This is a genomic window from Streptomyces sp. NPDC005551 (assembly GCF_042871785.1).
Taxonomy (GTDB): Bacteria; Actinomycetota; Actinomycetes; order Streptomycetales; family Streptomycetaceae; genus Streptomyces.
Genome location: NZ_JBIAJE010000008.1, coordinates 339,122 through 355,725 on the forward strand (window position 1 = coordinate 339,122; position 16,604 = coordinate 355,725).

Annotated in this window: 15 protein-coding genes; 2 read left to right on the forward strand and 13 right to left on the reverse strand. The window is 70.1% G+C overall.

Annotated elements, in window-relative coordinates:
• Window positions 1-2: 2 nt before the first annotated feature.
• Genes nuoL through ACFYP4_RS24670 form a run of 12 tightly spaced genes read right to left on the reverse strand, consistent with a single transcriptional unit; the run spans window position 3 to window position 12,877 of the window.
• A complete protein-coding gene (gene nuoL / locus ACFYP4_RS24615) occupies window positions 3-1,985 on the reverse strand; it encodes an NADH-quinone oxidoreductase subunit L (protein ID WP_358850959.1) in 1,983 nt (660 codons plus the stop codon).
• Between the two features lie 14 nt (window positions 1,986-1,999).
• A complete protein-coding gene (nuoK, locus tag ACFYP4_RS24620; RefSeq protein ID WP_006133113.1) occupies window positions 2,000-2,299 on the reverse strand; it encodes an NADH-quinone oxidoreductase subunit NuoK in 300 nt (99 codons plus the stop codon).
• Window positions 2,296-3,108, reverse strand: a complete 813-nt coding sequence (locus ACFYP4_RS24625) for an NADH-quinone oxidoreductase subunit J (protein WP_358851028.1) — start codon at window positions 3,106-3,108, stop codon at window positions 2,296-2,298. Before ACFYP4_RS24625 ends, nuoK begins: the two co-directional genes overlap by 4 nt.
• Complete coding sequence (nuoI, locus tag ACFYP4_RS24630; protein WP_388788043.1) at window positions 3,108-3,758, reverse strand: NADH-quinone oxidoreductase subunit NuoI; 651 nt, start codon at window positions 3,756-3,758, stop codon at window positions 3,108-3,110. Before nuoI ends, ACFYP4_RS24625 begins: the two co-directional genes overlap by 1 nt.
• The gene (gene nuoH, locus ACFYP4_RS24635) at window positions 3,751-5,124 is read right to left on the reverse strand and encodes an NADH-quinone oxidoreductase subunit NuoH (protein ID WP_388788046.1); all 1,374 of its coding nucleotides are present in this window, start codon (window positions 5,122-5,124) and stop codon (window positions 3,751-3,753) included. The genes nuoI and nuoH overlap by 8 nt, the downstream gene beginning before the upstream one ends.
• Window positions 5,121-7,625, reverse strand: coding sequence for an NADH-quinone oxidoreductase subunit G (locus ACFYP4_RS24640; protein ID WP_358850962.1), 2,505 nt, complete (start codon window positions 7,623-7,625; stop codon window positions 5,121-5,123). The genes nuoH and ACFYP4_RS24640 overlap by 4 nt, the downstream gene beginning before the upstream one ends.
• Window positions 7,622-8,998 carry an NADH-quinone oxidoreductase subunit NuoF gene (gene nuoF, locus ACFYP4_RS24645; protein WP_358850963.1) on the reverse strand — a complete coding sequence of 459 codons (1,377 nt, stop codon included), beginning with the start codon at window positions 8,996-8,998 and terminating at the stop codon, window positions 7,622-7,624. Before nuoF ends, ACFYP4_RS24640 begins: the two co-directional genes overlap by 4 nt.
• A complete protein-coding gene (nuoE, locus tag ACFYP4_RS24650) occupies window positions 8,998-9,873 on the reverse strand; it encodes an NADH-quinone oxidoreductase subunit NuoE (protein ID WP_358850964.1) in 876 nt (291 codons plus the stop codon). Before nuoE ends, nuoF begins: the two co-directional genes overlap by 1 nt.
• Window positions 9,870-11,210 carry an NADH-quinone oxidoreductase subunit D gene (locus ACFYP4_RS24655; protein WP_388788050.1) on the reverse strand — a complete coding sequence of 447 codons (1,341 nt, stop codon included), beginning with the start codon at window positions 11,208-11,210 and terminating at the stop codon, window positions 9,870-9,872. Before ACFYP4_RS24655 ends, nuoE begins: the two co-directional genes overlap by 4 nt.
• Window positions 11,207-11,953 carry an NADH-quinone oxidoreductase subunit C gene (locus ACFYP4_RS24660; protein ID WP_388788053.1) on the reverse strand — a complete coding sequence of 249 codons (747 nt, stop codon included), beginning with the start codon at window positions 11,951-11,953 and terminating at the stop codon, window positions 11,207-11,209. The genes ACFYP4_RS24655 and ACFYP4_RS24660 overlap by 4 nt, the downstream gene beginning before the upstream one ends.
• Entirely contained in the window at window positions 11,950-12,504 is a 555-nt protein-coding gene (locus ACFYP4_RS24665; protein WP_010041554.1) for an NADH-quinone oxidoreductase subunit B family protein, read from the reverse strand. Before ACFYP4_RS24665 ends, ACFYP4_RS24660 begins: the two co-directional genes overlap by 4 nt.
• Window positions 12,505-12,517: 13 nt before the next feature.
• Window positions 12,518-12,877 (reverse strand): NADH-quinone oxidoreductase subunit A, encoded by a 360-nt coding sequence (locus ACFYP4_RS24670; RefSeq protein WP_007383963.1) that lies wholly within the window; start codon window positions 12,875-12,877, stop codon window positions 12,518-12,520.
• 715 nt (window positions 12,878-13,592) lie between these two features.
• Between ACFYP4_RS24670 and ACFYP4_RS24675 the strand changes: the two genes are divergently transcribed.
• Window positions 13,593-14,423 (forward strand): C40 family peptidase, encoded by an 831-nt coding sequence (locus ACFYP4_RS24675; RefSeq protein ID WP_358850967.1) that lies wholly within the window; start codon window positions 13,593-13,595, stop codon window positions 14,421-14,423.
• A 234-nt stretch (window positions 14,424-14,657) separates the two neighbouring features.
• Here ACFYP4_RS24675 and ACFYP4_RS24680 read toward each other — a convergent pair whose 3' ends face one another.
• Window positions 14,658-15,941, reverse strand: a complete 1,284-nt coding sequence (locus ACFYP4_RS24680) for a geranylgeranyl reductase family protein (RefSeq protein WP_358850968.1) — start codon at window positions 15,939-15,941, stop codon at window positions 14,658-14,660.
• 99 nt (window positions 15,942-16,040) lie between these two features.
• On the opposite strand from ACFYP4_RS24680, the gene ACFYP4_RS24685 reads away from it, so the two are divergent.
• Window positions 16,041-16,547 (forward strand): GNAT family N-acetyltransferase, encoded by a 507-nt coding sequence (locus ACFYP4_RS24685; RefSeq protein WP_388788058.1) that lies wholly within the window; start codon window positions 16,041-16,043, stop codon window positions 16,545-16,547.
• The last annotated feature ends 57 nt before the right edge of the window (window positions 16,548-16,604 follow it).

Consider the following 16,604-nt stretch of genomic DNA (forward strand, 5'->3'; position numbering starts at 1 on the left):
TATCAGACCGCCCTCATCAGCAGGGTCGCGGCGATGAGGACCGCCGCACCGCCGAACATCGAGACCGCGTACGAGCGCGCGTAGCCGTTCTGCAGCTTGCGCAGCCGTCCGGACAGGCCGCCGACCGAAGCCGCCGTGCCGTTGACGACGCCGTCGACCAGGGTGTGGTCGACGTACACCAGGGAGCGGGTGAGGTGCTCCCCGCCGCGCACCAGCACGACGTGGTTGAAGTCGTCCTGGAGCAGGTCGCGCCGGGCCGCCCGGGTGAGCAGGGACCCGCGCGGGGCGACCGCCGGGACGGGCCGCCGCCCGTACTGCGCGTACGCGACGGCGACGCCGACGACGAGCACGGCCATCGTGGCGAGGGTGACCGTCAGGGCGCTGACCGGGGAGTCGCCGTGGTCGTGCCCGGTGACCGGCTCCAGCCAGTGCAGGAAGCGGTCGCCGATGCTGAAGAAGCCGCCCGCGAAGACCGATCCGAAGGCCAGCACGATCATGGGGATCGTCATGGACTTCGGCGACTCGTGCGGGTGGGGTTCCCCCGTCGCGGCAGCGGCATGACCGGAAGCGGCCTCGCCGCGGTGCTCCGCCGCGGGCTCCACGCTCGGCTCGGCCGGGGACGGCGTCGGCGCGTCGCGCCAGCGCTCCTCACCGAAGAACGTCATCAGCATCACGCGCGTCATGTAGTACGCGGTGATGGCCGCGCCCAGCAGCGCCGCGCCGCCGAGGATCCAGCCCTCGGTGCCGCCCTTGGCGAACGCCGCTTCGATGATCTTGTCCTTGGAGAAGAAACCGGACAGGCCGGGGAAGCCGATGATGGCGAGGTAACCAAGGCCGAACGTCATGAAGGTGACCGGCATGTACTTGCGGAGGCCGCCGTACCTGCGCATGTCGACCTCGTCGTTCATGCCGTGCATGACCGAACCGGCACCGAGGAAGAGGCCGGCCTTGAAGAAGCCGTGCGTCACCAGGTGCATGATCGCCCAGACGTAGCCGATGGGGCCGAGGCCCGCGGCCAGCACCATGTAGCCGATCTGCGACATGGTCGAGCCGGCCAGCGCCTTCTTGATGTCGTCCTTCGCGCAACCGACGATCGCACCGAACAGGAGCGTGACGGCACCGACGACGGTGACGACCAGCTGCGCGTCCGGCGCGGCGTTGAAGATCTCGCCGGAGCGGACGATCAGGTAGACGCCCGCGGTCACCATGGTCGCGGCGTGGATGAGGGCGGAGACCGGGGTCGGGCCCTCCATCGCGTCGCCGAGCCAGGACTGGAGCGGCACCTGGGCGGACTTGCCGCAGGCGGCGAGCAGCAGCATCAGGCCGATGGCCGTCAGTGTGCCCTCACCGGAGTCGTCCACGCTGTTGAGCACCGGCCCGAAGGCGAAGGTCCCGAAGGTCGTGAACATCAGCATGATGGCGATCGACAGGCCCACGTCGCCGACGCGGTTGACCAGGAAGGCCTTCTTCGCGGCGGTGGCGGCGCTGGGCTTGTGCTGCCAGAAGCCGATCAGCAGGTACGAGGCGAGGCCGACGCCCTCCCAGCCGACGTACAGCAAAAGGTAGTTGTCGGCGAGGACGAGCAGCAGCATCGCCGCGAGGAACAGGTTCAGATAGCCGAAGAAGCGGCGGCGGCGCTCGTCGTGCTCCATGTACCCGATCGAGTACAGGTGGATCAGCGAGCCGACGCCGGTGATCAGCAGCACGAACGTCATCGACAGCTGGTCGAGCTGGAAGGCGACGTCCGCCTGGAAGCCCTCGACGGGCACCCAGCTGAACAGGTGCTGGGCCATGGCCCGGTGCTCCTCGTCCTGCCCCAGCATGTCGGCGAAGAGGACCGCGCCGATCACGAAGGAGGCAGCGGCCAGGGCCGTGCCGATCCAGTGCCCGACGGCGTCCAGCCGCCGGCCGCCGCACAGCAGGACGGCCGCTCCGAGCAGCGGCGCCGCTACCAGCAGCGCAATCAGATTCTCAGCGTTAGACACGGTTCAGCGACCCCTTACAGCTTCATCAGGCTGGCGTCGTCGACCGAGGCCGAGTGGCGGGAACGGAACAGCGACACGATGATCGCGAGACCGACCACGACCTCCGCGGCGGCGACGACCATCGTGAAGAAGGCGATGATCTGGCCGTCGAGATTGCCGTGCAGCCGGGAGAAGGCGACGAACGCGAGGTTGCAGGCGTTGAGCATCAGCTCGACGCACATGAACACCACGATCGCGTTGCGCCTGATGAGCACGCCGGTGGCGCCGATCGTGAACAGCAGGGCGGCGAGATACAGGTAGTTGACCGGGTTCACTTGGGCCCCTCCCCTGTGTTCGTGCGCTCCAGGCGCTCTTCGGCACGCTGCTCCAGGGCCTTCAGGTCGTTCAGCGCGTCGGTCGACACGTCCCGGATCTGGCCGCGGTCCCGCAGCGTCTTGTTGACCGTCAGCTCGGACGGGGTGCCGTCGGGCAGCAGGCCCGCGATGTCCACCGCGTTGTGCCGGGCGTAGACACCGGGCGCCGGCAGCGGCGGCAGGTGCTTGCCCGCGCGGACGCGATCCTCGGACATCTCGCGCTGGGTCCTGGCCCGCTCGGTGCGCTCGCGGTGCGTGAGCACCATGGCCCCGATGGTGGCCGTGATGAGCAGCGCGCCGGTGATCTCGAAGGCGAACACGTACTTCGTGAAGATGAGGGAGGCGAGGCCCTCCACGTTGCCGTTCGCGTTGGCCTCGGCGAGGCCGTTGAAGTCCTTGACGGAGGCGTTCCCGATGCCGGCGAAGAGCAGGATGCCGAAGCCGAGGCCGCACGTCAGGGCCAGCCAGCGCTGGCCCTTGATGGTCTCCTTCACGGAGTCGGCCGCGGTGACACCGACGAGCATGACCACGAAGAGGAACAGCATCATGATCGCGCCGGTGTAGACGACGATCTGCACGACGCCCAGGAAGTACGCCCCGTTGGCGAGGTAGAACACCGCCAGGATGATCATGGTCCCGGCGAGGCAGAGCGCGCTGTGCACGGCCTTCTTCATGAAGACGGTGCACAGGGCGCCGAGCACGGCGACGGTGCCGAGCACCCAGAACTGGAAGGCCTCTCCGGTGGAGGTGGAGTAGGCGGCGAGAGGCATCACGGGCGGATCACCTTCTCCGACGCCGGCTCGTCCGCTCCGAAGGTGGAGGCGGCCTCCTGCGGCACCTCGCCGCGGGAGACGGCCACCTGGCGCTCCGTACCGGGCGCGGCCTCGGTGACCAGTCCCCGGTAGTAGTCCTGCTCGTTTGTGCCGGGGAAGATCGAGTGCGGGCTTTCGACCATGCCCTCCTCGAGTCCGGCGAGCAGCTGCTCCTTGGTGTAGATGAGGTTGGCGCGGCTGCTGTCGGCCAGCTCGAACTCGTTCGTCATCGTCAGCGCGCGCGTGGGGCACGCCTCGATGCACAGGCCGCACAGGATGCAGCGGGCGTAGTTGATCTGGTAGACGCGGCCGTACCGCTCGCCCGGCGAGTAGCGCTCCTCGTCGGTGTTGTCCGCGCCCTCCACGTAGATGGCGTCGGCGGGGCAGGCCCAGGCGCACAGCTCGCAGCCGACGCACTTCTCCAGGCCGTCCGGATGGCGGTTGAGCTGGTGCCGGCCGTGGAACCGCGGAGCGGTGGTCTTCGGCTGCTCCGGGTACTGCTCGGTCAGCCGCTTCTTGAACATGGCCTTGAACGTCACGCCGAAGCCGGCGACGGGGTTCTGGAAACCGGGCTTCGTCTGCCCGGTCTCCTTCGGCTCCTCAGCCATCGGACCCCTCCTTTCCGTCACGAGTCCCGCCAAGTGATCCGTCACTCGCAGTATCGGACCCACCACTGACAATCAACTCCCGCTGGCGCGGGCGGCGCCGCGGAACCGGCGGCAGTTCCTGGCCGGGCAGCGGCGGCACGGGGAATCCGCCGGCCATCGGGTCGAAGGCGACGGGCTCGGCCTTCGCCTCCTGCTCCTTGGCGCCCCGGTCGCGGAAGATGTCCACCACGAACGAGAGCAGCAGCAGGACGAGGACACCGCCGCCCACGTACAGGGCGATGTCGGCGAAGTCGTAGTTCTCGTTGCGCAGGGTCCGTACGGTCGCGACGAGCATCAGCCAGACCACGGAGACCGGGATCAGGACCTTCCAGCCGAGCTTCATCAGCTGGTCGTAGCGCACCCGCGGGAGGGTGCCGCGCAGCCAGATGAAGAAGAACAGCAGCAGCTGCACCTTCACCGTGAACCAGAGCATCGGCCACCAGCCGTGGTTGGCGCCCTCCCAGAAGGTGCTGACCGGCCAGGGAGCCCGCCAGCCGCCCAGGAACAGCGTCGCGGTGACGGCCGAGACCGTCACCATGTTCACGTACTCGGCCAGCATGAACATCGCGAACTTGATCGACGAGTACTCGGTGTTGAAGCCGCCGACCAGGTCGCCCTCGGACTCCGGCATGTCGAACGGGGCCCGGTTGGTCTCACCGATCATCGTCACGACGTAGATCACGAAGGAGACCGGCAGCAGCACGATGAACCAGCGGTCGTGCTGCTGCTCGACGATCGTCGACGTCGACATCGAACCGGAGTACAGGAAGACCGAGGCGAACGCGGCGCCCATGGCGATCTCGTACGAGATCATCTGGGCGCACGAGCGCAGACCGCCGAGCAGCGGATACGTCGATCCGGAGGACCATCCCGCGAGCACGATCCCGTAGATGCCCACCGAGGCGACCGCGAGGATGTAGAGCATCGCGATCGGCAGGTCGGTGAGCTGCATCGTGGTGCGGTGGCCGAAGATCGAGACCTCGTTGCCGGCCGGTCCGAAGGGGATCACCGCGATCGCCATGAACGCCGGGATGGCGGCGACGACCGGTGCGAGGACGTAGACCACCTTGTCCGCGCGTTTGACGACGAGGTCTTCCTTGAGCATCAGCTTGATGCCGTCGGCGAGCGACTGGAGCATGCCCCAGGGGCCGTGCCGGTTGGGGCCGATGCGCAGCTGCATCCAGGCGACGACCTTGCGCTCCCACACGATGGAGAAGAGCACGGTGATCATCAGGAAGGCGAAGCAGAAGACCGCCTTGACGACGACCAGCCACCAGGGGTCGCGGCCGAACATCGCCAGGTCTTCAGCGGCGAGGTACGGAGTCATGCCTCCACCTCCTTGGGGGCCTCGGCGGCGGGCGTCGCCGGGCCGATGTGGACGAGTGCGCCGGGCAGCGCCCCGGTGTCGGAGGCGACGCCCCCGCCGGTGGAGTTCAGCGGGAGCCAGACCACCCGGTCGGGCATCTCGGTGATCCGCAGCGGGAGTTCGACGACTCCGGAGGGGCCGGTGACGGCCAGGAGGCCGCCCTCCGCGACGCCCGCCTCGGCGGCCGTCGCGGCCGACACACGCGCGTGTGCGGCGTGCCGGGTCCCGGCGAGCGCCTCGTCGCCCTCCTGGAGGCGGCCCAGGTCGAGCAGCAGCCGGTGGCCCGCGAGCACGGCCTCCCCGGCGGCGGGCCGCGGCAGCAGGGCCGCCGTCTCCAGCGGGTCGGCGGCCCGCGGCCCGTCCCAGGCGCCGAGCCGGTCCAGCTCGGCGCGCGCGGTGCGCAGGTCCGGCAGCCCGAGGTGGACGTCCATGGCGTCGGCCAGCATCTGCAGGACGCGCGCGTCGGTGGGTGCCAGCCGGCGGGTCATCTGGTCGGGCTTGAGCGCCGCCTCGAAGAGCCGGGCCCTGCCCTCCCAGTTGAGGAACGTGCCCGCCTTCTCGGCGACCGCCGCGACCGGCAGGACGACGTCCGCGTGGTCGGTGACCTCGCTCGGGCGCAGTTCGAGCGACACCAGGAAGCGCACCTCGGCGAGTGCCGCACGCGCGCGTACCGGGTCCGGGAGGTCGTTGACCTCGACGCCGGCCACCAGCAGGGCCTGCAGCTCACCGCCCGCGGCGGCGTCGACGATCTGCCCGGTGTCGCGGCCGTGGCGGTGCGGGAGTTCGGCGACGCCCCAGGCGGCCGCGACCTCGTCCCGCGCGCGCGGGTCGGTGGCCGGCCGGCCACCGGGCAGCAGCGACGGCAGCGCGCCCGCCTCGATCGCGCCGCGCTCCCCGGCCCGGCGCGGGATCCACACCAGCCGGGCGCCGGTCGCGGCCGCGGCCCGGACGGCCGCGGTGAGGCCGCCCGCGACGGCGGCGAGCCGCTCGCCGACCGCGATGACCGCGCCCTCGGTGCGCAGCGCCTCGGCGGCCAGTGCGCCGTCGCCCTCCAGGCCGGAGCCGTCGGCGAGCGCGTCGAGCCACTCGGTCTCGGTCCCGGGGGCGGCGGGCAGCAGCGTGCCGCCCGCCTTCTCCAGTCCGCGGGTGGCGTGCGTGGCGAGCGCGAAGGTCCGCTGCCCGTGTCCCCGCCAGGCCTTGCGCAGCCGCAGGAAGACGCCGGGTGCCTCCTCCTCGGACTCGAGGCCCGCGAGCAGGACGGCGGGGGCCTTCTCCAGCGAGGTGTACGTGACACCCGTGCCGTCGAGGTCCCGCCCGCGGCCGGCGACGCGGGCCGCCAGGAAGTCGGCTTCCTCGCCGCTGTGCACGCGCGCGCGGAAGTCGATGTCGTTCGTGTCGAGGGCCACGCGCGCGAACTTGCTGTACGCGTAGGCGTCCTCGACGGTGAGCCGGCCGCCGGTCAGTACGCCGGCCCGGCCCCGGGCCGCCGACAGTCCGCGCGCCGCCGCCTCCAGGGCCTCCGGCCAGGACGCGGGCTCCAGCTCACCGGAGGCGCCGCGCACCAGGGGGGTGGTGATGCGGTCGGGCCGCTGCGCGTACCGGAATCCGAACCGGCCCTTGTCGCAGATCCACTCCTCGTTGACCTCGGGGTCGTCGGCGGCCAGGCGCCGCATGACCTTGCCGCGCCGGTGGTCGGTGCGCGTCGCGCAGCCGCCGGAGCAGTGCTCGCACACGGACGGCGAGGAGATCAGGTCGAAGGGGCGGGAGCGGAAGCGGTAGGCGGCCGACGTCAGCGCGCCCACCGGGCAGATCTGGATCGTGTTCCCGGAGAAGTACGACTCGAAGGGGTCGCCGTCGCCGGTGCCGACCTGCTGGAGCGCGCCCCGCTCGATCAGTTCGATCATCGGGTCGCCCGCGATCTGGTTGGAGAAGCGGGTGCAGCGCGCGCACAGCACGCACCGCTCGCGGTCGAGCAGCACCTGGGTGGAGATCGGGACCGGCTTCTCGTACGTCCGCTTCCTGCCCTCGAAGCGGGACTCGGCCTGTCCGTGGGACATGGCCTGGTTCTGGAGCGGGCACTCGCCGCCCTTGTCGCAGACCGGGCAGTCCAGCGGGTGGTTGATGAGCAGCAGCTCCATCACCCCGTGCTGTGCCTTCTCGGCGACGGGCGAGGTGAGGTGCGTCTTGACGACCATCCCGTCGGTGCAGGTGATCGTGCAGGACGCCATGGGCTTGCGCTGGCCCTCGACCTCGACGATGCACTGGCGGCAGGCGCCGGCCGGGGCGAGGAGGGGGTGGTCGCAGAACCGGGGGATCTCGATACCGAGCTGTTCGGCGGCCCGGATGACCAGGGTGCCCTTGGGCACGCTGATCTCCACGCCGTCGATCGTCAGGGAGACCAGGTCCTCCGGCGGGATCGCCGCCTCGCCGCCTCCGGAGGGAGCGCTGGTGGTCACTGTCATGCGTTCACCTCCGTGTGCTTGTCCGCCCAGGCGGTCGACTTGGCCGGGTCGAAGGGGCAGCCCCGGCCGGTGATGTGCTGCTCGTACTCCTCGCGGAAGTACTTGAGCGAGGAGAAGATCGGCGAGGCGGCGCCGTCGCCGAGGGCGCAGAAGGACTTGCCGTTGATGTTGTCGGCGATGTCGTTCAGCTTGTCGAGGTCGGACATGGCGCCCTTGCCGGCCTCGATGTCGCGCAGCAGCTGCACGAGCCAGTACGTGCCCTCCCGGCACGGGGTGCACTTGCCGCAGGACTCGTGGGCGTAGAACTCGGTCCAGCGGGTGACGGCCCGGACGACGCAGGTGGTCTCGTCGAAGCACTGGAGCGCCTTGGTGCCGAGCATGGAGCCCGCGGCGCCGACGCCCTCGTAGTCCAGGGGGACGTCGAGGTGCTCGTCGGTGAACATCGGGGTCGAGGAGCCGCCCGGTGTCCAGAACTTCAGCCGGTGTCCGGGGCGCATCCCGCCGCTCATGTCGAGGAGCTGGCGCAGGGTGATGCCGAGCGGTGCCTCGTACTGGCCGGGGCTCGCGACGTGGCCGCTGAGCGAGTACAGCGTGAAGCCCGGGGACTTCTCGCTGCCCATCGACCGGAACCATTCCTTGCCCTTGTGCAGGATGGCGGGAACCGACGCGATCGACTCGACGTTGTTCACGACGGTGGGGCACGCGTAGAGGCCCGCGACGGCCGGGAAGGGGGGACGCAGTCGCGGCTGGCCGCGGCGGCCTTCGAGCGAGTCGAGCAGCGCGGTCTCCTCACCGCAGATGTACGCGCCCGCGCCCGCGTGGACGGTGAGTTCGAGGTCGAGTCCGCTGCCCAGGATGTTCTCGCCGAGGTACCCGGCGGCGTAGGCCTCGCGGACGGCCTCGTGCAGCCGCCGCAGCACGGGGACGACCTCGCCGCGCAGATAGATGAAGGCGTGCGAGGACCGGATCGCGTAGCAGGCGATGACGATGCCCTCGATGAGGCTGTGCGGGTTCGCGTACAGGAGCGGGATGTCCTTGCAGGTCCCCGGCTCCGACTCGTCGGCGTTGACGACCAGGTAGTGCGGCTTGCCGTCCCCCTGAGGGATGAACTGCCACTTCATCCCGGTGGGGAATCCGGCGCCGCCGCGGCCGCGCAGACCGGAGTCCTTGACGTACGCGATGAGGTCGTCCGGGGACATGGCGAGCGCCTTGCGCAGCCCCTCGTACCCGTCGTGCCGGCGGTAGACGTCCAGCGTCCAGGACTTCTCCTCGTCCCAGAAGGCCGACAGCACGGGGGCGAGGAGCTTCTCGGGGCTGCTCCCGCCGCCCGCCTCGGGCTGGGAGGTGCCTCCGTACTGAGTGGACAAGGTCATCACTCCCCCTCCTCGGCGACAGGACCCGCCGGGTGGGCCGGGTCGGAGGCCGACGTGTCCTGCGGCGCGTCGTGCGAGCTGAGGTGTTCGGTCGGCGACGGCTCGTGCGGGGTTGCGTCCTGGGGTCCGCCGGAGCCGCCGGAGCCGCCGGAGCCGCGCGGGTGCACCACGCGGGCGGCGCCGGTCTCGCCCTTGGCCAGCCGCAGGCCGGTCAGTGACGCGGGGCCCGCGCTGCCGCCGGCCTCCACGGCGCCGTCCCGCTCGTCGGGGAAGCCCGCCAGGATCCGGGCGGTGTCCTTGAACGTGCAGAGGGGGGCGCCGCGGGTGGGCTCGACCTGTGCTCCGGTGCGCAGGTCGTCGACGAGGCGCTTGGCGGAGGCGACGGTCTGGTTGTCGAAGAACTCCCAGTTGACCATCACGACGGGGGCGAAGTCGCAGGCCGCGTTGCACTCGATGTGCTCCAGGGTGACCTTGCCGTCGTCGGTGGTCCCGCCGTTGCCGACGCCCAGGTGGTCCTGGAGGGCCTCGAAGATCGCGTCGCCGCCCATCACCGCGCACAGGGTGTTGGTGCAGACGCCCACCTGGTAGTCGCCGCTCGGCTTGCGGCGGTACATGGAGTAGAAGGTGGCGACCGCGGTGACCTCGGCGGTGGTCAGGCCGAGCACGTCGGCGCAGAACCGCTGTCCGGTGCGCGTGACGTGCCCCTCCTCCGACTGCACGAGGTGCAGCAGCGGCAGGAGCGCGGACCGGGAGTCCGGGTAGCGGGCGATGATCTCGCGCGCGTCGGTCTCCAGCCGGGCCCGGACGTCGTCCGGGTAGTCGGGGGCGGGCAGCTGCGGCATGCCCAGGCTGACGCCCTCGGGAGTGGTGGTCATCGGTCGACGCCTCCCATCACGGGGTCGATGGACGCGACGGCGACGATGACGTCGGCGACCTGGCCGCCCTCGCACATCGCCGCCATGGCCTGGAGGTTGGTGAAGGACGGGTCGCGGTAGTGGACCCGGTAGGGGCGGGTGCCTCCGTCGGACACGGCGTGCACGCCCAGCTCGCCCCTGGGCGACTCGACGGCCGCGTACGTCTGTCCCGGCGGGACGCGGAAGCCCTCGGTCACCAGCTTGAAGTGGTGGATGAGGGCCTCCATGGAGGAGCCCATGATCTTCTTGATGTGGTCGAGCGAGTTGCCGAGACCGTCGGGGCCGAGCGCGAGCTGGGCGGGCCAGGCGATCTTCTTGTCGGCGACCATGACCGGGCCGGGCTGGAGCCGGTCCAGGCACTGCTCGACGATCCGCAGGGACTGGCGCATCTCCTCGAGGCGGATCAGGAACCGCCCGTAGGAGTCGCAGGTGTCGGCGGTCGGGACCTCGAAGTCGTAGGTCTCGTAGCCGCAGTACGGCTGGGCCTTGCGCTGGTCGTGCGGCAGGCCCGCCGAGCGCAGCACCGGGCCGGTGACGCCGAGGGCCATGCAGCCGGCCAGGTCGAGATAGCCGACGTCCTGCATACGGGCCTTGAAGATGGGGTTCCCGGTGGCGAGCTTGTCGTACTCGGGAAGGTTCTTGTGCATCTTCTTCACGAACTCGCGGATCTGGTCCACCGCGCCGGGCGGCAGGTCCTGGGCGAGTCCGCCGGGCCGGATGTACGCGTGGTTCATCCGCAGGCCGGTGATCAGCTCGTAGATGTCGAGGATGAGTTCGCGGTCACGGAAGCCGTAGATCATGATCGTGGTCGCGCCCAGCTCCATGCCGCCGGTGGCGATGCACACCAGGTGGGAGGAGATCCGGTTCAGCTCCATCAGGAGCACCCGGATGACCGAGGCGCGGTCGGGGATCTGGTCCTCGATGCCGAGGAGCTTCTCGACCGCCAGGCAGTACGCCGTCTCGTTGAAGAACGGCGTCAGGTAGTCCATGCGCGTCACGAACGTGGTGCCCTGCGTCCACGTGCGGTACTCGAGGTTCTTCTCGATGCCGGTGTGCAGGTAGCCGATGCCGCAGCGGGCCTCGGTGACCGTCTCGCCGTCGATCTCCAGGATGAGCCGGAGCACGCCGTGCGTGGAGGGGTGCTGCGGCCCCATGTTGACGATGATGCGCTCGTCGTCGGACTTGGCCGCGGCCCGGGCGATCTCGTCCCAGTCCCCGCCGGTGACCGTGTAGACGGTCCCCTCGGTGGTTTCGCGGGGGGAGGCGGCTGATGCCCCGGAAGGGGTCTGCGTGCTCACGAGTACGACCTCCGCTGGTCCGGAGCCGGGATCTGGGCGCCCTTGTACTCGACGGGGATGCCGCCGAGGGGATAGTCCTTGCGCTGCGGGAAGCCCGGCCAGTCGTCCGGCATCATGATCCGCGTCAGCGCCGGGTGACCGTCGAAGACCAGCCCGAAGAAGTCGTACGTCTCGCGCTCGTGCCAGTCGTTCGTCGGGTAGACGGAGACCAGCGAGGGGACGTGCGGATCGGCGTCCGGGGCGCTGACTTCGAGGCGGATCAGCCGGTTGTGGGTGATCGAGCGCAGGTGGTAGACGGCGTGCAGCTCGCGGCCCTTGTCCTCGGGGTAGTGCACGCCGGAGACACCGGTGCACAGCTCGAAGCGCAGGGCCGGGTCGTCACGCAGGGTCCGCGCGACGGTCACCAGGTGCTCGCGCTCGATGTGGAAGGTCAGCTCATCCCGGTCGACGACCGTCCTGCCGATCGCGTTCTCGGGGACGAGGCCCTGTTCCTCCAGGGCGCCCTCCAGCTCGTCGGCGACCTCGTCGAACCAGCCGCCGTAGGGGCGGGTGGCCGGGCCGGGCAGCCGGATGGAGCGGACCAGCCCGCCGTAGCCGGAGGTGTCGCCGCCGTTGTTCGCGCCGAACATGCCGCGCTGGACGCGGATCTCCTCGCCCCGGTCGCCGCGCTGGCCGGGCAGGTTGGACGCACCGAGGTCCTTCTCCGGGTTCACGCCGTTGCCGGCGCCGTTCGCGTCACTCACCTCAGCAGGCCCTTCATCTCGATGGTGGGAAGCGCCTTCAGTGCCGCTTCCTCCGCCTCGCGGGCCGCCTCCTCGGCGTTCACGCCGAGCTTGGAGGTCTGGATCTTCTGGTGGAGCTTGAGAATCGCGTCCATCAGCATCTCGGGCCGCGGCGGGCAGCCGGGCAGATAGATGTCGACCGGGACGATGTGGTCGACGCCCTGCACGATGGCGTAGTTGTTGAACATGCCGCCCGACGAGGCGCAGACCCCCATGGAGATCACCCACTTCGGGTTCGGCATCTGGTCGTAGACCTGCCGCAGCACCGGCGCCATCTTCTGGCTGACCCGTCCGGCGACGATCATCAGGTCGGCCTGGCGCGGTGATCCGCGGAAGACCTCCATGCCGAAGCGGGCCAGGTCGTAGCGGCCCGCGCCGGTCGTCATCATCTCGATGGCGCAGCAGGCGAGTCCGAACGTGGCCGGGAAGACGGACGACTTGCGCACCCAGCCCGCGGCCTGCTCGACGGTGGTCAGCAGGAAGCCGCTCGGCAGCTTTTCTTCGAGTCCCATGGCGTAAGGCCCCTCAGTCCCATTCCAAGCCGCCGCGCCGCCATACGTACGCGTACGCGACAAAGACGGTGAGCACGAAGAGCAGCATCTCCACGAGCCCGAAAACACCCAGGGCGTCGAAGGTGACGGCCCAGGGGTAGAGGAAGACGATCTCGATGTCGAAGACGATGAAGAGCATCGCCGTCAGGTAGTACTTGATGGGGAAGCGCCCGCCGCCGGCCGGCGTGGGGGTCGGCTCGATGCCGCACTCGTATGCCTCGAGCTTGGCGCGGTTGTACCGCTTCGGACCGATCAGCGTGGCCATGACCACGGAGAAGATCGCAAAGCCTGCCCCGAGGGCTCCCAGTACGAGGATGGGCGCATACGCGTTCACCGCTCCTCGCTCCTCTCAGTCGGCACTGACTGCTGGCGGTTGCGTCGGGCGAGCCTCCCGCCCCACCTGTCCCACGAACCCCGTGCGTCCCGACGAAGATCGCGTACATGTGAAGCAGGTCACAAGCCCAACTGCCCCGCATCTTATGCCTGCCGGTCTGTGATCTGCGACACGGGGGTCGCCAAGTCCTTTGTGATCTCCACCACCAGTCGAAGGATCATGAAGTCGGATGAGCGGTGATCTTCGTACGCGAAGCAGTCGAGCGATCACCAAGAGGTGACATTTTCACTCGTCACCGCTGGTGGGAGCGTCAGCGCATTATCAAGCCACGGGCATGGCGGGCAAATTGGCGCTGAACCAGATCCCTTGATAGAGGGGCCCGTTCACACGTCAGGGGGACCGGGGCAGACGGATGTGGACACGTGCGCCCGTTCACGAGCCGGAGGCCGTCGCGGCTCCCGCGCGGGACGCGCTCGCCGGGGCCTCCGTTCCGTGACGTGCGCCACACCGGAGGACGCTCCGAAAAAGCGGGGCTTGGCCACTGGCCTCAACCAGTGGTAAGCGCGGGGCAATTCGGGCGTAATTCGGATAACCCATGATCACAGCTGTGATCAACTTCGTCCGCAATGCCCGTTACGGCGTCAATAGGCGGCGACGCGCCCGAGATTCGGGCTCCCATTGAACAACTGTGGCGCACCACACGTTTCTTGAAGGTATGGAGGAGCCCCTGGTACCGGTTGTACCCATGTCCCACACCGCTCACATACGCAGCCACCGGAAACCCCGCCGCAACGCGTCGAGTCTCGCGATGCGCGCCGGAGTTGCCGGTGGCGTTCTCAGCACCCTGGCCGTGGCCGGGGCGTCGGGTGCGGCGCAGGCCGCCGAGCCCGTGACGCAGACCCTCGAACTGCCGACCCTGACGGCCGATCTGGCCACCCAGGTCGCGCAGTCCGCGGACGCCACCCAGCAGGCCGCGGCGAACTACGAGCTGCAGGCGGAGCGCGACGCGGCCGCAGCCAAGGCGGCCAAGCAGGCCAAGGCGGACCTGGCCGAGGCCAAGAAGAAGGCGGAGGCCAAGAAGAAGGCGGAGGCCGAGCGCAAGGCCGCCGCCACCAAGGCCGCCTCGCGGTCGACCCAGCGCACCACCCTCGCGGCGCCCGCGACAGCGGACGCCCCCGTCCCGGCGGCCAGTGGCAGTGTCGGCACGGTCATCGCCTTCCTCAAGGCGCAGGTCGGCGACGCCTACGTGATGGGCGGCACCGGCCCCAACGCCTGGGACTGCTCCGGGCTCGTCCAGGCCGCGTTCAAGCAGGTCGGCGTCGACCTGCCGCGCGTCTCGGAGGCCCAGTCGACCGCCGGTACGCCCGTCCCGCTCTCCAGCGTGCAGGTGGGGGACATCCTGTACTGGGGTTCGGCCGGCTCGGCGTACCACGTCGGTGTGTACATCGGCAACGGCCAGTACCTGGACGCCGCCAACCCCTCCAAGGGCGTGGTGATCCAGGATCTTTCGGGCTACCCGGCCACCGGAGCGGTGCGGGTGCTGTAACCCGAGGACACGTGCGTCGAGGGCCACCTTCCGGGCGGGAAGGTGGCCCTCGCGCGCGTCCGCCCCACCCGGCACAGCCGCCTCATGAGCCTCAGACGGCCCTCAGCGGGCCCTCAGCCGCTCCCGGAGCCGACGAAGGGGACGGGTGCCCTTCCGGGCGTACACCGTCCCCTGGGCCCCGTGGGGCGGCCCGCGTCGCCGGCCGCCCCGGTTCAGCCCTCCGTCACGCCTCCGTCACGCCTTCGGCGCGACCTTCGACAGGCCGTTGATGATCCGGTCCATCGCGTCGCCGCCCGTCGGGTCGGTCAGGTTGGCCAGCATCTTGAGCGTGAACTTCATCAGCATCGGGTGGCTGAGGCCGCGCTGGGTCGCGATCTTCATGACCTTCGGGTTGCCGATGAGCTTCACGAAGGCGCGGCCGAGGGTGTAGTAGCCGCCGTAGGTGTCCTTCAGGACACGCGGGTAGCGCTGGAGCGCCAGTTCACGCTGGGCCGGGGTCGACCGCGCGTGCGCCTGGACGATGACGTCGGCGGCGATCTGGCCGGACTCCATGGCGTAGGCGATGCCCTCGCCGTTGAACGGGTTCACCAGGCCGCCCGCGTCACCGACGAGCAGCAGGCCCTTGGTGTAGTGGGGCTGGCGGTTGAAGGCCATGGGGAGGGCGGCCCCGCGGATCGGGCCGGTCATGTTCTCCGGGGTGTAGCCCCAGTCCTCCGGCATCGAGGCGCACCACGCCTTCAGCACCTCGCGCCAGTCCAGCTCCTTGAAGGAGTCGGAGGTGTTCAGGACGCCGAGGCCGACGTTGGAGGTGCCGTCGCCCATGCCGAAGATCCAGCCGTAGCCCGGCAGCAGGCGGTCCTCGGCGCCCCGGCGGTCCCACAGCTCCAGCCAGGACTCCAGGTAGTCGTCCTCGTGCCGGGGGCTGGTGAAGTACGTACGGACGGCGACGCCCATCGGGCGGTCCTCGCGGCGGTGCAGGCCCATCGCGAGGGACAGCCGGGTGGAGTTGCCGTCGGCCGCGACGACCAGCGGTGCGTGGAAGGTGACCTCGCGCTTCTCCTCGCCGAGCCTGGCGTGCACGCCCGTGATGCGGCCGGTGCGGTCGTCGAGGACCGGGGCGCCGACGTTGCAGCGCTCGTACAGCCGCGCTCCCGCCTTCTGCGCCTGCCGGGCCAGCTGCTCGTCGAAGTCGTCCCGCTTGCGGACGAGTCCGTAGTCGGGGAAGGAGGCGAGATCCGGCCAGTCGAGCTGGAGCCGGACCCCTCCGCCGATGATGCGCAGGCCCTTGTTCCGCAGCCAGCCGGCCTCTTCCGAGATGTCGATGCCCATCGACACGAGCTGCTTGGTGGCACGCGGGGTCAGACCGTCGCCGCAGACCTTCTCCCGCGGGAAGGCGGTCTTCTCGAGCAGCAGGACGTCGAGTCCGGCCTTCGCCAGGTGGTACGCGGTCGCGGAACCGGCTGGCCCGGCCCCGACGACGATGACATCGGCGGTGTTTTCGGAGAGGGGCTCGGTCACGGCGGGTTCTCCCCAAGGTTCGGAATCTGCGTGCTGACGGGCATGGGACACGGGCAGTCTATGCAGCGGTACTGATCACCCGGATGAAGGGCCGCCCCCGTGAACCGAGCTCTCCCCGCAGTGCAGCTGCGCGTGCCCACCGACGAGGACGCCTTCGCCTGGCACCGGATCTTCGCCGACCCGGAGGTGATGGAGTTCCACGGAGGCGCAGCGGCCGAACTGTCGGTGTACGAGGAGCTCACCGCGCGGCAGCGCCGGCACGACGCCGAACACGGCTTCTGCCTGTGGACGGTGACCGGCGCCGACGGCGAGGTGCTCGGCTTCACCGGCGCCCAGCCGTGGCCGCACCCGTGGGGACCGGCGGGGGAGATCGAGATCGGCTGGCGGCTCGGCCGGCGGCACTGGGGGCAGGGCTACGTCACCGCCGCGGCGCGCACCACGCTCGACCGGCTGCGCGCCGCGGGCGTACCGGGCGTGGTCGCCCTGGTCCACGCCCGCAACGAGCGGTCCATCGCGGTGACCGGACGCCTGGGCATGGAACTCGCCGAGCGGTTCACGACCCCGTGCTCGCGGCAGGAGGCCCACTGCTACCGGCTGGCCCTGTGACGGTCACCGTGCGGTGACCGCCACCGTGCGCGAACGGGACGCACCGGGCGTCCCGTT

Bases quoted from the DNA above. Each gene is read 5' to 3' on its own strand.
- ACFYP4_RS24625 (WP_358851028.1), bottom strand. From the start codon at position 3,108: ATGCCTCTCGCCGCCTACTCCACCTCCACCGGAGAGGCCTTCCAGTTC.
- nuoI (WP_388788043.1), bottom strand. From the start codon at position 3,758: ATGGCTGAGGAGCCGAAGGAGACCGGGCAGACGAAGCCCGGTTTCCAG.
- nuoH (WP_388788046.1), bottom strand. From the start codon at position 5,124: ATGACTCCGTACCTCGCCGCTGAAGACCTGGCGATGTTCGGCCGCGAC.
- ACFYP4_RS24640 (WP_358850962.1), bottom strand. From the start codon at position 7,625: ATGACAGTGACCACCAGCGCTCCCTCCGGAGGCGGCGAGGCGGCGATC.
- nuoF (WP_358850963.1), bottom strand. From the start codon at position 8,998: ATGACCTTGTCCACTCAGTACGGAGGCACCTCCCAGCCCGAGGCGGGC.
- nuoE (WP_358850964.1), bottom strand. From the start codon at position 9,873: ATGACCACCACTCCCGAGGGCGTCAGCCTGGGCATGCCGCAGCTGCCC.
- ACFYP4_RS24665 (WP_010041554.1), bottom strand. From the start codon at position 12,504: ATGGGACTCGAAGAAAAGCTGCCGAGCGGCTTCCTGCTGACCACCGTC.
- ACFYP4_RS24675 (WP_358850967.1), top strand. From the start codon at position 13,593: ATGGAGGAGCCCCTGGTACCGGTTGTACCCATGTCCCACACCGCTCAC.